This window comes from Nonomuraea sp. NPDC047529, assembly GCF_040642995.1.
GTDB lineage: Bacteria > Actinomycetota > Actinomycetes > Streptosporangiales > Streptosporangiaceae > Nonomuraea.
Window position 1 is genome coordinate 96693 of the sequence record NZ_JBEYTJ010000024.1, and the last position, 13750, is coordinate 110442.

The following is a 13750-nucleotide window of genomic DNA, read 5'->3' on the forward strand; positions in this document are numbered from 1 at the left end:
GTCACTGCTGGTCGGCGGCGGGCCGGTCGGCGGAGTCGCGGGCGAGGGCGACGATCCGCTCCAGGGCCGCCGCGTGCCGCTGGAAGGCCGACCGTCCCCGCGGGGCGAGCTGCACGTACGTCCGCCGCGCCCGCTTGTCCTGGCCCCTGCGGACGACCACGTGTCCGGCGGCGGCCAGCGCGGAGACCTGCTTGGACAGCGCCGAGTCGCTGGTGCCGACAGAGTTCCTGATGAAGTCGAAGTCGCCCCGTTCGGCCGGAGCCGGCAGCGCCACGACCGACAGCCGCGCCGGGACGTGCAGGAACTCGTCGAAGAGCGGATCCATCAGGCGGCCCCGCCTTTCCTCTTGGGAAAGCCGTCGGTGGCCGAACCGCCCGGCGCCGGAGGTGAGACATGTCTCTTTGATCTCCGGTGCCGGCGGAACTAGGGTCGCTGCATGGTCAAGGCCAGAGGTGACAAACCGTGATCGGCCGCGCAAAGCTCGCCCTGGGGCGGCCGCTCGGGCGTGAGGGCCAGGGGATGGTCCACGAGGAGCTCAGCGGCAGGATCAACGGCCGGCCGGGCGTCGCGTACAAGGAGATCGACTACGACGTCCGACCGGGCCTCGACGTCGCCGTCCTCACCGCGATGACCCAGCTGAACGGCCGGCTCTCCCCGTCCGACGCCGCCTGGCTGGAGGAGCGCGCGGCCTGGCCGGCCGAACTGGTGGAGGAGAACGGCGCCGTCGTCGGCTTCCTGATGCGGACCGTGCCTCAGCGGTTCTTCCGCGAGACGCCCGGTCCGTCCGGCGCCGTACGCCGGCTCGCGACCGTCGACCGCCTGTTCGGCCGGGAGGACGTCACCGACCGCGACCGCCTGCTGATCCTGGCCGATCTCGCCGACACGCTCGCCCGCCTGCACACGATGGGCGTCGTCGTCGGCGACCTGTCCCCTGAGAACGTGCTGTTCACGACGGAACCCCGGCCGGGATGTTTCCTCATCGGCTGCGACGCGATGGGGCTGGGCGCGGCGCGGGCGCTGCCGTCGTTGGAGACGCCGCCCGACCGGCGGATTCCCGCCGGGGAGCAGCCAGGGACGCCGCAGGGTGACGCCTACCAGTTCGCGCTGCTGGCCATCCGCGTCTTCGCCCGTGACCCGTCCACCACCGACGTGTCCGCGTTGGCCGCCGTCCGTCCCGGGCTGGCGGAGTTCGCCATGGCCGCGCTTGACCAGCCCCCGTTCAGCCGTCCCATGCCCGCGCAGTGGGCCACGCGATTACGCGAGGCTACGCAGTCCGTCTCGCCGCCTGTCCGGCAGGCCGAGGCGGCTTCGGGTTCCGGCCGGTCCAAAATGGTCGGCATCGGAGCTGCGGCGGGGGCGGTCGTGCTGGTGCTGCTCGCGGTGGTCGGGAAGAACGTGATCAAGAACAACGTGCGCGAGACCCTGACCGGTTCTTCGCGGGCCACGAGCGAGTCCGCCGAGACGTCCTCGTCGTTCCCCGCGCCCACCGACGTCCCCACCCAGGCACCCACCCCCCAGGCACTCCCCACCCAGGCACCATCCACTGTGGCCCCCACTGTGGCCCCGAGCGCGGAGCCGAGTGAGCCGGTGGCCGACTTCAAGGTCGGCGACTGCCTGTCCGGCCTGCCGAACGCGCCGGTGACCGACAGTTGCAAGCAGGGCGCGCCCTACCGGGTGGCCGCCATCACCACTCCCTCCGGGTTATGCGACGGTACGACCAACCACCGCTACCTCATCCACAACGACGTGCTGTACTGCCTGGCGTACCAGTTCGGGCGGAACTACTGCTACAAGTGGTCAAAGAACGATGAATTCGTGGACTTCGCTCGCAAATGCCGAGCGCCGAAGACGTTCACCGTGCGGCGCGTCCTGCGGGGGAACGCCGACAAGGACGCCACCGCTTGCGATGGAGTGGCCAGACATTCCTGGACGTGGCCCGTCCCCGCGCTGACCATCTGCGTCGACAAGTACTGACCTCTCGACGCACGCGCCCGGCCGGCACCGATGAGTTCGGGACGGTTCTGATGTCTGACGTGTCGGCTGCACGTACGCCCCGGCACACCTACGTCCCGCGGCCTTCGATCCCCGCACGACCCGAGACCACGAAGACGCGCTCATGCGGAAGCTGATTGCGACAGTGTTCAACTACTCCCTCGACGGCCTGCTCGCCGACGAGGATGGGCCGCACCGCCTACGAGGGCATCGCCCCGGCCATGGCGACCGCCACTGACCACCCGTTCGCCGACATCCTGACCGCCGGGCGCAAGGTCGTCTTCTCCCGGACCCTGAAGACGGCCGACTGGGCCAACACCATCATCGCCGCCGGCGACACGGCAGCCGAGATCGACAAGCTCCGGCTGGACGGCGACGGCCACATCCTGGTCTGGGGCGGTGTCGGCCTCTGGCGGTCGCTCATGCGGCTCGACCTGGTCTCCAGCTTCGCCTCCGACAGCGGGATCATGGAGTTGCAGTACCGCCGGCACCGCTGACCCCTGCCGCGGCCCGTCCGCGCCGCCGAGGGGTCTCAGGACCGCCTGGGCCCCTCATGACCGCCCTGGCGGAGACGTAGGCCCCGGCGTCACGGAAGAGGAACTGGCCGCCGCGATCTACGCGAACTGGGGCCGGGCCTAGTCAGGCGGCCATCTCAAGTCGAGGTCGATGTCCACCTCGAACCCCACCGAGGCGCGCAACCGCTTGCGATGGATGCCGGTGGGGACGTAGGCCTTGACCGCCGGCTCCAGTTCGAAGGTGTAGACGACGGGCAGGCCGTCTTCCTGCTCCACCCGCCAGAAGTGCTTGATGCCGGCATCTGAGTACTTGATGGGTTTGGTGCTGCGATCCCGCTCCTGGGACTCCTCGGAGACCACCTCGGCGATGAGGTGCACATCCTCTGGACGGAAGGAAGTCGTCCTCCGGCCGATCGCCGACTTCTCCACCACCAGGATGTCCGGCTCCGGCCGCTGCCGTGGGCCCAGGGTGACGGTCATCTCACGCACGACCGCGAGATGCGCGGGCGGCTTCAGGGCATTCTCCAGCAACCTGACGGTGTACAGGTGAAAGGCGGTCCGCGGCGACGTCATGATGAGCGACCCGTCGATCAGCTCGACGTGCCGGGGCGCGCCAGGAGGAAGGTGATCGAGCATGTCGGCGGTCCAGCCGCCGGGTGGGCCGGGGTAGAACCACTCAGGAAGGGCTGTGTTCACGTGCCCCCTCCAAGGCAGCATTCGGCGAGCTCACGGTGACCGTCAGGAGTGGTCCTTGCGTTGTTCCATCGAGCGGCGGTAGAGCTCGTCGATCTGGTCCAGGGGGTCCGGGGGGCGGCGGCGGGCCTCGATCTCCAGCTCGGTACGGGAGTACAGCTCGTCGATGCCGGACGACGCGTGGTGCATCTGGTCGCCCAGGAGGTCGGCGCGGATGCGGGCGCACATGGCGGTCAGCTTGGCCTGGTGCTCGCGCAGCCGGTCGAGGGCGGCGTGGTCGATGTACGGCGAGACGCGGCGCTGCTGGGCGTACGTGGCGAGCTGGCCGTCGTGCACGTCGGCCTGGGCGGACAGGTCGGCCAGGAGCCGGGGCAGGTCGCCGAGACCCCAGCCGCGCTGCTGGGCCTGTTCGACGGCCTGGCGGGTGAGGGCCATCTCGCGGCGCAGGTCGAGCCGGAGGCGTTCGACCTCGGCGGCGTCGCCGGTGCCCATGGCGTTGACGTGCGTGGTCAGCCGGGTGGTGGCCTGCCGGGCCTTCTTGGCGGCCTTCTTGCCCAGCTTGACCAGCAGGTAGATGCCCACGCCGGTCAGCAGCAGGAGAAACGCCAGGATGGCCAGCACGATGACAAGGAACTCGCTGATCTCCGCCACCTCCCGTGGAGTCGTTACCTAGAAGGATAGTTCGACGCCCGAGGGGTTCAACGCGTGGCGGGGATTCCGGGTTCCGGCGGCTGGGCCGAGCAAGCTCTTGATCAGGGACGTGGGCGCGTGTTTCAGTGCACATGGTCGATCGTCTCGGGTGAGGGGTGCGCGTGCTCGACGGCAAGGTAGTGATCATCACGGGCGGCGCCCGGGGCATGGGGGCGGCCACGGCGCGCCGGTGCGCGGCGGGCGGGGCGCGGGTCGTGCTCACCGACGTGCTCACCGAGGAGGGGGCGGCCACCGCTAAGGACGTCGGGGGCATGTTCGTCCCGCACGATGTACGGAATCCCGAGCAGTGGGCCGCCGTCGTGGACGCGACCGTCGAGGCGCACGGGCGGCTCGACGGGCTGGTGAACAACGCCGGGATCCCGACCGTGGGGTCGATCGAGCAGCAGTCCCTGGCCGAGTTCGAGCACGTGCTCCAGGTGAACCTGGTCGGCGTGTTCCTCGGGCTCAAGGCCGTGGCCGGGGCCATGCGGGCCTCCGGCGGCGGGGCCGTGGTGAACCTCTCGTCGGTCGCGGGGCTGACCGCGCTGCCCGGCACGGGCGGGTACGGCGCGTCGAAGTGGGGCGTACGCGGCCTGACCAAGATCGCGGCGCTGGAGTTCGGGCGCGACCGCATCCGGGTGAACTCGGTGCATCCCGGGATGATCGTCACCCCGATGACGACCTCGCTGGGCGCGATCTCGGGGGAGGGCACGTTCCCGCTGGCCGCCGCCGGGCGTTGGGGAGAGCCCGAGGAGGTCGCCGAGGCCATCGCGTTCCTGCTGTCGGACGCGGCCTCGTACGTCACGGGCGCGGAGCTGGCGATCGACGGCGGCTGGACGGCGGGGGAGACGTCGCTGCTCGGCGCCTTCCCGGGCGAGAGGCCCACTGCGGACGACAAGGCGGAGAAGGAGGCCGAGGATGGCCGTTGACGAGGCGACCCGCGCGGTCATCGACCTGATGAGCGAGTTCTTCCCCAGGGGGAAGGGCCCCTGGGACCCGGTGGCGGCGCGCCGCGTGCTGGCCTCGGTCCCGAGCCCCGACCCGCTGCCCGTGGGCCGGGTCGAGGACCGCGACGCGGCGGGCGTCCCCGTGCGCGTCTACTGGCCGCCGGAGGGCGCGGAGGGCGGGCGGCCTCTGGTCGTGTACTTCCACGGTGGCGGGTTCACGCTGGGATCGCTGGACAGCCATGACGGCGTCTGCCGCCAGATCTGTGCCGGGTCGGGGGCGGTCGTGGTCGCCGCCGACTACCGGCTCGCGCCCGAGCACCCCTATCCGGCCGCCGTCGAGGACGCCTTCGCCGTCACCCGGTGGGCCCACGAGCAGGCGGCCGGGCTCGGCGCCGACCCGGGTGCGCTGGTGGTGGCGGGCGACAGCGCGGGCGGCAACCTTGCCACCGTCACCTGCCTGCGGGCGCGCGAGGAGGGCGGGCCGCCGATCGTGCTGCAGGTGCTGGTCTATCCCGCGACGGACGCCACCCGCCACTGGCGCTCGTACGACCAGAACGGCGAGGGATATTTCCTGACCACGGCGCACATGCGGTGGTTCTGGGACTGCTACCAGCCCGACCGGGAGCGGCGCGGGGAGCCGTACAGCTCGCCCCTGGGCGCGGACGTGAGCGGGCTGCCCCCGGCGCTGGTGATCACGGCCGGGCACGACCCGCTGCGCGACGAGGGCGAGGCGTACGCCCGCCACCTGCGCCACTGCGGGGTCGAGACGGAGACCGTCCGGTACGAGGGCCTGTTCCACGGCTTCTTCGGCACGGGCTCGGTCCTGCCCGCCGCCGCCGACGCCACGGACCGGGTGTGCGCCGCCATCCGCGCCCTCAAATAAGGGGATATTTCGTGCCGCACGCTGAAATTTCGCCAGCCCTCCGCCTCTTCTACACCGACGACGGCTCCGGCGACCCGCCGCTGCTGCTCGTGCACGGCTGGGGCGCCGACTCCCACCAGTGGTCCTGGCACATCGACGCCCTCGCCGCCCGTCACCGCGTCATCGCCGTGGACCTGCGCGGCCACGGCTACTCCACGGTGCCCGGGACCGGCAACACCCCGCGGGCGATGGCCGAGGACCTGAACGTGCTGCTCGACCGCCTGGACGTCCCCGAGGTGATCCCGGTCGGCCACTCGATGGGCGCCCAGGTCGTCTCGATCCTCGCGGTCGAGCACCCCGGGCGCGTACGGGCGCTGGTCACCCTCGACCCCGGCTACGGCATGGGCCAGGACCTCGCCGCGGCCTTCCCGGGCATGATCGCGGGCCTGCGCGGCGAGCGCCCGCACGCCGTCGCCGAGGAGATCGACCGGTGGTGCACCACCTCCGCGACCCCGGCCGTCATCCGGCGCTGGCACAAGCGCCGCCTGTACGGCATGCCCCCGCACGTGCTGGCCGAGGCCTTCGAGGCCATGTTCACCGCCCCGGGGGCCATCGGCGTGCGGCCGGCCAGTGACGACTACCTGGCCCGCAGGGACTGTCCGGTGTTGTCGATCTGGGCGGACCCCGAACGCGCGGTCTGGGAGGCCGGGCTGCTCAAGCACCCGGGGTCGAAGGTCGTCTGCTGGGAGGGCTCGGGCCACCGGCTGCACGAGGAGCGTCCGGCGGAGTTCGTCCGCCTGCTGGAGGGCTGGCTCAGGGCGCGGTGAAAGGCCCCTGGGCATGGTGAAGGGCCCGGCAGCGCGGACGCTGCTGCCGGGCCCTTCGTGTGAGCGCGCACACGGGGTTGGGGGCCATGGCGCTCACACGTCTATGAGGGCAGCTCCACCCGGACGATCTCGCCCTTGCCGGGGGTGAAGCCCTTGTTGGACACGTAGACCGACCCGTCGCCGGCGACGGCCATGCCCAGCGGCACGGTCAGCGTGCCCGGCCTGAGCAGCTCGGTGCGGCTGCCGTCGGCCTCGATGCGGTAGAGCGACGTACGGGGCTGCTGGTCGGAGGGCACCGGGCCGACCGAGCCGAGCACGAGCAGCCGGCCCGCGCCGTCGAAGGCGACGTCGACCGCGGTGGTGAAGCCCTTGACGGCGGCCTCGGCCTTCTTGCCGGCCAGCCTGAACACCCTGGCCACGCCCTCGGGCTGCGGGAACCCGGCGTGCTCTGCGACGTAGTAGGAGCCGTCGGGGGCGGCCGCGATGCCCATCGGCACCGACTGCATCGGCACCTTGCTGCCCTTGGGCAGCTTCAGCATGGCCGGGGCCGCGACCTTGCGGGCGTGGAACACCGCACGCAGCGTCACCTTGCCGGACGGGCTCACCTGGAGCACGTCGTTGCCGCCCACGTCCGTGACCAGCGCGCCGCCCTGCGGGGTCGGCACGACCGCGAACGGGTACGAGTCGATCGCGCTGCCCTTGTCCTTCTTGTCAGGGTTGTGCTTGACCTCGAACGCCAGCAGGTCGCCCATGACGGACGACTTCCCGTCCTTGATCTTCAGCAGCGTGCCCAGGGTCCTGCCCTTGGGGCCCAGACCGGCTCGCAGCTTGCCGTCGCCGCCCAGGCCGACGGGCACCAGCATGGAGCCGTCCTCGGCGAAGGCGACGTCGTGCGGGCCGGTGCCGAGCCCGTCGGAGCCGGCCGAGGGCAGGTCCTTGACCACGGTGGTCAGCGTGCCGCCGGCCAGCTTGGAGATCTTGCCGGTCAGGCCGAGGCAGACCTTGCTCGCCTTGCCGCCCGGCTCGGCGGGCACGGTCGCGCACCTGATCTTCCCGCCGGAGCCCGACTCGGCGACGTACAGGGCGCCGTCGGGGCCGAAGGCCAGGCCGCGCGGGCCGTCGAGCTTGGAGGCGACGACCGTGACGCTCGCCTGCGCCGACGCCGACGCCGGGACGGGCGCGAGCGACGCGGCCAGCCCGAGAGCAGCGACTCCCCCCGTGATGATGACTCGCTTCATGAGGGAACACCGTAGGAGCGCGGGACGGGGGAGCGGATCAGCCCGCAGGGTGAGGCGTCCTCAGCCTGGCGGTGGATTTCTCCTGATCCTGCGCCGGGCACGCAGCCGGCGTACCCGCCTGAAGGTCCACCACGCGAGCAGGGCGAGCAGCAGCAGCACGACGACCACCAGCAGGGGCAGGAACACCGCGATCAGGCTCATGCCGAGCGAGCCGGCGTCCTCGGCGGTGCTGACCACGGGCGCGCCCACCCCCGCCGTGCCCGCGTTGATCACCGGACGGGCCGTCGCCTTCAGCGTGTGGACGGCCAGCGCCATCACGATGCCCAGCAGCCAGCCGGCCCACGGGTTCTCCGCCATCCAGGTCGAGTGGTCGAGCTCGGCGGCGGCGTTGGTGGCGGAGAAGACCACGCCGCCCGCGGCCGGGCGCACCACGGTCTGGACGGCGTCGTTGACGGTGTCGACGGCCGGCACCTTGTCCAGGACCATCTCGGCGACCAGCAGCACCGCGATGATCGCCAGCACGCCCCAGTTCGACAGCCAGGCGTAGCCGTCGGGCAGTTTCACCCGGTCGGTGAGGTTGGCCAGCACGCCCACGACCAGGAGGGGGATGTAGGCGTTCAGGCCGGCGGCGGTGGACAGCCCGAGACCGGTCAGCGCGGCGAACATCCCCCTAGTCTGCCCCCGCCGCGGCCTCCATCACGCGCGCCAGCCCCGGCCGGGTGAACTCGGCCGCCGCGCGCTCGTACTTCTCCATGCCCCAGGACCAGAAGTCGAAGTCGATCGTGTCGTTGGCGCCGTCCTGGATCGAGGCCCACAAGGTCCAGCCGTACTTGGACATGAGGCCGAACAGCCGAGCGCGGGCGATCTTGTGACGGAGGCGGCGGCCGTAGTAGGCGGTGACGAGTTCGTCCAGGTGGCCGGGCGGCAGGTCGGCCTCGCTCCAGAGGTTGCCGAGCTCGAAGCAGGGGTCGTTGTTGCCGGCGTACTCGTAGTCGATGAGGTGGAGGCGGTCGCCGCACTCGACGATGTTGCCGGGGAGAAGATCGTTGTGGCAGGGGACGGCGGGCTCGGCACGTACCGCCAGACATTTCCTGATTTCTTCGGCGGCGGGCATGAAATCGAGATATTTCGCAGGAAGTCGAAAACCTCGCTCCTGGACGATCCGCAGATACCCCCGCTGCACCTCGAACATGTCGAAGTCCCGGACGAAACGCGGCCCCGCGTGCAGCCGCCGGCACACCTCCGCCACCCGCGGCAGGTTCTCCGGCTCCCACAGGTCGGCCTCGGTGAACGTCCGGCCCGGCAGGAACCCGATCACGATCACGCCCGCGTCCGGCAGGTAGCCGTGCACGGGCGCCCCCACCCCGGCCCGCGCGGCGGCGAGCGAGTCGGCGTGCTCGGCGTCCTTGTCGATGCCCAGCAGGGAGCCGTCGCTGGCGGCCACGCGCACCACGTAGGCCCCGGCGGGGGTGGTGACCTTGTAGTTGCGGTTGGTCATCCCGCCGGGCAGCTCCTCGACGGAGCGCGGCAGGCCGGACAGCAGCGGGATGCGGTCGAGCACCTGGGCCAGAGCCATGGTCGATGCTAGCTCCGCCGCCGTAAACGGTCTAGACCTTTTACGGTACGGAGGTTAGCCTCGCGACCATGAGCGACTCGGCCCGCATCGTGATCATCGGCGGCGGGGTGGGCGGCGCGTCCGTCGCCTACCACCTCACCCGACGCGGCGAACGCGACGTCGTCCTGCTGGAGCGGGACGAGCTCACCAGCGGCTCCACCTTCCACTCGGCGGGCCTGGTCGGCCAGCTCCGCTCCGACCCCACCCTGACCCGGATGAACCAGTACTCCGTCGAGCTCTACCGCACCCTCGACGCCGGATGGACCGAGTGCGGCGGCGTCAAGCTGGCCTCCACGCCGGAGCGGATGGCCGAGATCCGCCGCCAGATCGGCTGGGCCAGGACGTTCGGGCTGCCGCTGGAGGAGATCTCGGTCGCCGAGGCGGTGGAGCTGTTCCCGCTGATGGACCCGTCCGGGGTGGTGGGGGCGGCGTACCTGCCGACCGACGGCCAGGTGGACCCCTCGATGTTGTGCTACGCCCTGGCCGCCCGCGCCCGCGAGGGCGGCGCCCGCCTGCGCACCCGTACGCGGGTGCTCGGCATCGACGTCGAGCGCGGGCGCGTCACCGGCGTGCGCACCGACCAGGGGGACATCGCCTGCGAGATCGTGGTCAACTGCGGCGGCATGTTCGCCGCCGAGATCGGCCGCATGGCCGGGGTGCGCGTCCCGATCGTGCCGATGTCCCACCAGTACGTCGTCACCGACGCCTGCCACGACCACGCCGTCCTGCCCACGCTGCGCGACCCCGACCTGCTCGTCTACTACCGGCAGGAGGTGCGCGGCCTGGTCATGGGCGGCTACGAGCGCACCTGCGCCCCCTGGACCGCCTCCGAGACCTCCTACGACGCCGTCCCGGCCGACTTCAACGGCAGGCTGCTGCCCGAGGACTGGCCGCGCCTGGAGGAGATCTCCGCCAACTCCCGGATCCGGGTGCCCGCGATGGCCGACGTCGGCATCCGCAAGCTGATCAACGGGCCCGAGGCGTTCACCCCGGACAACGAGTTCTGCCTGGGGGAGACCGAGGTGGGCGGGCTCTTCGTGGCGGCCGGGTTCTGCGCCCACGGCATCGCGGGCGCGGGCGGCATCGGCAAGGTCATGGCCGAGTGGATCGTCGAGGGCGACCCCGGCATGGACGTCCACCACATGGACGTACGCCGCTTCGGCGGCCGGTACCGGTCGCCGTCGTACACGGTCAAGCGCTCGGTCGAGAACTACGAGACGTACTACGACATCCGCTACCCGGGCCACGAGCGGGGGGCCGGCCGCCCGCTGCGGGTCTCGCCCGCCTACTCCTGGCACGCCGCCCACGGGGCCGTCTTCGGCGAGAAGGCGGGCTGGGAGCGGGTCAACCACTACTCCACCGGCCCGGCGGGCGAGGACGAACGCCCCCGCGGCTGGGCCGGACGCCTGTGGTCGCCCGCCGTCGGGGCCGAGCACCGCGCCACCCGCACCACGGCCGGGCTGTTCGACGAGAGCTCCTTCGCCAAGATCGAGGTCACCGGGCCGGACGCCGCGGGCCTGCTGGAATGGGTGTGCGACAACCGCGTCGCCCGCCAGGTGGGCGCCGTCACCTACACCCAGGCGCTGAACCGGCGCGGCGGCATCGAGTGCGACTTCACCGTCACCCGGCGCGGCGAGCAGGAGTTCCTGATCGTCACCGGCACCGCGTCCGGCTCCCACGACCTCGGCTGGCTGCGCAGGCAGGCCCGGCTCACCGGCTCGACGGCCAGGATCGCCGACGTCACCGGCCAGTACGCCTGCTTCGCCCTGTGGGGCCCCGAGGCCCGCGACATCCTGTCCGGGCTGACCCCGGACCCGCTGGACTTCCCGTTCATGTCGGCCCGCGAGCTCACCGTGGGGGACGTGCCCGCGCTGGCGCAGCGGGTGACGTTCGTCGGCGAGCCGGGCTGGGAGCTGTACTGCTCCAGCGAGTACGGGCTCGCGCTGTGGGAGACGCTGTGGCGGGCGGGCGAGCCGTACGGGCTGGCCGCGGGCGGCTACCGGGCCATCGACAGCCTGCGGCTGGAGAAGGGGTACCGGGTGTGGGGGGCCGACATCGGGCCCGAGACGACGCCGTACGAGGCCGGGCTCGGGTTCTGCGTCAAGCCGGACAAGGACTTCCTCGGCCGGGACGCCCTCGACCCCGACCCGGCCCGCCGGCTCCGCTGCCTGACCCTGTCCGACCCGCGGGCGGTCGCCCTGGGCAACGAGCCCGTACGGGTGGACGGGCGGGTCGTGGCCCGGGTCACCTCCGGCGGCTACGGGTACACGGTCGAGCAGTCGATCGCGTACGCGTACCTGCCGGCCGGGCCGGGGGCCGCGGTCGAGGCGGAGGTGGAGATCGAGGTCGAGGGGGATTGGGTGCCGGGCGTCGTGGTCAGGGAGCCGCTGCTCGGCCCGGCGGGGTCGCGGTGACGCCGCTGCGCACCGACAGGCGTACCCGGTCGGGGCGGAACAGGTCGCGGGCGTGCTCGACCGGGGTGCCGTCGGCGGCGTAGGCCGTGCGCTCGATGCGCATGAGCGGCGCGCCCGCCGCGATGCCCAGCTCGGCCGCCTCCTCCGGCCCGGCGATCACCGGGTCGAGGTGCTCGACGGCGGTACGCGGCTCCAGGTCGTAGCGGGTGGCCAGCAGGGCGTAGAGGGAGCCGCCGAGGTCCTCGGCGAGGAATCCGGGCAGGGCGGGGAAGAAGGAACGTTCGAGCGCCACCGGCGAACGGCCCGCCGAGCGCACCCGGGCCACCTCGTGCACCGGCTCGCCCGGCTCGACGCCGAGCGCGGCGGCCACGGCGGCGGAGGCGGGCACGGTGGCGGCCGTCAGGATCCTCGCCTCGGCCCGTAGATGGGCGCGGCGCATCTGCTCGGTGAACCCGGCCAGGCCGGTCAGGTCGCACTCGATGCGCGGCTCGGCCACGAACGCCCCGCCCGACCTGCCGGGGAGCCTGATCAGCACGCCGTCGTGTTCGAGGGTGGCCAGGGCCTGGCGCAGGGTCATCCGGCTCACGCCGAGGCGGGCGGCCAGCTCCCGTTCGCCGGGCAGCCGGTCGCCCGGCGCCATCTCGCCGGAGGAGATGGCCTCCAGCAGCCACTGCTCGATCTGCGTGTGCGCGGGAACCCCGGTGCCACGCTCCAGCTCAGGCGGTGTCCCGACCACACGCGCATGCTATCGGGCCATACGGGAGGAACCACTCAGGACGACGAGAGGCGGGCCACGGCGTCGGTGAACTCGCTGATCATGTCGTACACCACGTCACGGGCCGGCCGGACCCGGTCGAGCTGGCCCACCACCTGCCCCACGTAGTAGGTGACGAGTTCCAGGGCGCCGGGATCGCCGCGGTCGGCCGCCGCGCCGATGCGGGCCATCGCCCCCTCGGCCAGCAGCAGTTGCAGGGGCATGCCCAGCGGCCCGGGACTCTCCGGCCCGTCGTCCCACTCCTCGGTCCAGGCCGACCTGAGCTGCCGCGCCGGCTTGCCCGTACGCGAGCGTGACCGCACGGTGTCCAGCGAAGAGGCGGCCAGCAGCTTGCGCCGGAGCGCGGGCGAGGTCTCGGACTCCTCGGTCGTCAGCCACACCGAGCCGCACCACACGCCCTCGGCCCCGAGCGCCATGGCCGCGGCCATCTGGCGTCCGGAGGCGATGCCGCCCGCGGCCAGCACGGGCACCGGCGCGACCGCGTCCACGACCTGCGGGACGAGCACCATCGTGGAGATCTCGCCGGTGTGCCCGCCCGCCTCGGAGCCCTGGGCCACGACGATGTCCGCCCCGGCCGCCACCTGCCTGCGCGCGTGCTCCACGGTCCCGACCAGCGCGGCCACCGGCACGCCCGCCTTCCTGGCGCTCGCGAGCATCTCCGGCGGCGGTGGGCCGAGCGCGCTGGCGATGAGCCCGATCGGGTGCTTGAGCGCCACGTCGATCAGCGCGGTCGCCCCGGAGGCCGTCACCCGCCTGCCGAACTCGTCGGCGACGGCGCTCAGCGGCTGCGGCGGCGCGTTCACGCCGTACTTCGACAGCAGGTGGGTGACGAAGTCGCGGTGGCGGTCGGGCACGAAGTCCAGCAGATGGGTCCGCAGGTCGAGCGCCGAGGCGTCGATCCGGCCCGGGACGAGCACGTCCACCCCGTACGGCCGCCCGCCCACCCGCTCGTCGATCCACGTCAGCTCGGCGTCGAGCCGCTCCGGCGCGTACGCGACGGCCCCCAGCACCCCGAACCCGCCCGCGTTCGTGACCGCGGCCACCACGTCGCGGCAGTGGCTGAAGGCGAACAACGGGAACTCGACGCCCAGGCGCTCACAGATGGCGGTCCGCATGCACCGACGCTAACCTCCAGAAGCTTGTTCGGTCCATCCCCCGACCGGCAGGACGTCGCCCGGCGCG

Annotated in this window: 14 protein-coding genes; 6 read left to right on the top strand and 8 right to left on the bottom strand. The window is 72.3% G+C overall.

What is annotated here, in order from left to right; all coding sequences use genetic code 11:
- Position 1 precedes the first annotated feature (1 nt).
- On the bottom strand, positions 2-325 hold the full coding sequence (locus tag ABZ815_RS32020; RefSeq protein ID WP_357704490.1) for a transcriptional regulator: 324 nt from the start codon (positions 323-325) through the stop codon (positions 2-4).
- A 137-nt stretch (positions 326-462) separates the two neighbouring features.
- Here ABZ815_RS32020 and ABZ815_RS32025 point away from each other — a divergent pair, with 137 nt between their 5' ends.
- Both ABZ815_RS32025 and ABZ815_RS32030 read left to right on the top strand, forming a co-directional pair.
- Positions 463-1974: a hypothetical protein gene (locus ABZ815_RS32025; protein WP_357704491.1), complete on the top strand. Its 1512-nt coding sequence runs from the start codon at positions 463-465 to the stop codon at positions 1972-1974.
- 203 nt (positions 1975-2177) lie between these two features.
- Entirely contained in the window at positions 2178-2489 is a 312-nt protein-coding gene (locus ABZ815_RS32030; protein ID WP_357704493.1) for a hypothetical protein, read from the top strand.
- Positions 2490-2627: 138 nt separating this feature from the next.
- On the opposite strand, the gene ABZ815_RS32035 is transcribed toward ABZ815_RS32030, so the two are convergent.
- Both ABZ815_RS32035 and ABZ815_RS32040 read right to left on the bottom strand, forming a co-directional pair.
- A complete protein-coding gene (locus tag ABZ815_RS32035) occupies positions 2628-3203 on the bottom strand; it encodes a Uma2 family endonuclease (RefSeq protein ID WP_357704495.1) in 576 nt (191 codons plus the stop codon).
- Between the two features lie 42 nt (positions 3204-3245).
- Positions 3246-3851 (bottom strand): hypothetical protein, encoded by a 606-nt coding sequence (locus ABZ815_RS32040; RefSeq protein WP_357704497.1) that lies wholly within the window; start codon positions 3849-3851, stop codon positions 3246-3248.
- 161 nt (positions 3852-4012) lie between these two features.
- Here ABZ815_RS32040 and ABZ815_RS32045 point away from each other — a divergent pair, with 161 nt between their 5' ends.
- The 3 genes from ABZ815_RS32045 to ABZ815_RS32055 are packed head-to-tail and all read left to right on the top strand — an operon-like array spanning position 4013 to position 6526.
- On the top strand, positions 4013-4819 hold the full coding sequence (locus tag ABZ815_RS32045) for a glucose 1-dehydrogenase (protein ID WP_357704499.1): 807 nt from the start codon (positions 4013-4015) through the stop codon (positions 4817-4819).
- Positions 4809-5720, top strand: coding sequence for an alpha/beta hydrolase (locus tag ABZ815_RS32050; protein ID WP_357704501.1), 912 nt, complete (start codon positions 4809-4811; stop codon positions 5718-5720). The genes ABZ815_RS32045 and ABZ815_RS32050 overlap by 11 nt, the downstream gene beginning before the upstream one ends.
- Positions 5721-5731: 11 nt before the next feature.
- Positions 5732-6526, top strand: a complete 795-nt coding sequence (locus tag ABZ815_RS32055; protein ID WP_357704503.1) for an alpha/beta hydrolase — start codon at positions 5732-5734, stop codon at positions 6524-6526.
- Between the two features lie 101 nt (positions 6527-6627).
- Here the strand turns inward: ABZ815_RS32055 and ABZ815_RS32060 are convergent, their stop codons facing one another.
- The 3 genes from ABZ815_RS32060 to ABZ815_RS32070 are packed head-to-tail and all read right to left on the bottom strand — an operon-like array spanning position 6628 to position 9340.
- Positions 6628-7764: a ScyD/ScyE family protein gene (locus ABZ815_RS32060; protein ID WP_357704505.1), complete on the bottom strand. Its 1137-nt coding sequence runs from the start codon at positions 7762-7764 to the stop codon at positions 6628-6630.
- A gap of 60 nt (positions 7765-7824) precedes the next feature.
- Positions 7825-8430, bottom strand: coding sequence for a DUF4126 domain-containing protein (locus tag ABZ815_RS32065; protein WP_357704507.1), 606 nt, complete (start codon positions 8428-8430; stop codon positions 7825-7827).
- Between the two features lie 4 nt (positions 8431-8434).
- Positions 8435-9340, bottom strand: coding sequence for a phosphotransferase (locus tag ABZ815_RS32070; protein ID WP_357704509.1), 906 nt, complete (start codon positions 9338-9340; stop codon positions 8435-8437).
- A 68-nt stretch (positions 9341-9408) separates the two neighbouring features.
- Between ABZ815_RS32070 and ABZ815_RS32075 the strand changes: the two genes are divergently transcribed.
- On the top strand, positions 9409-11793 hold the full coding sequence (locus tag ABZ815_RS32075) for an FAD-dependent oxidoreductase (protein WP_357704511.1): 2385 nt from the start codon (positions 9409-9411) through the stop codon (positions 11791-11793).
- On the opposite strand, the gene ABZ815_RS32080 is transcribed toward ABZ815_RS32075, so the two are convergent.
- Entirely contained in the window at positions 11756-12529 is a 774-nt protein-coding gene (locus ABZ815_RS32080; protein ID WP_357704513.1) for a GntR family transcriptional regulator, read from the bottom strand. The genes ABZ815_RS32075 and ABZ815_RS32080 overlap by 38 nt on opposite strands.
- A gap of 35 nt (positions 12530-12564) precedes the next feature.
- Positions 12565-13683 (bottom strand): nitronate monooxygenase family protein, encoded by a 1119-nt coding sequence (locus ABZ815_RS32085; RefSeq protein WP_357704515.1) that lies wholly within the window; start codon positions 13681-13683, stop codon positions 12565-12567.
- Positions 13684-13750 lie beyond the last annotated feature (67 nt).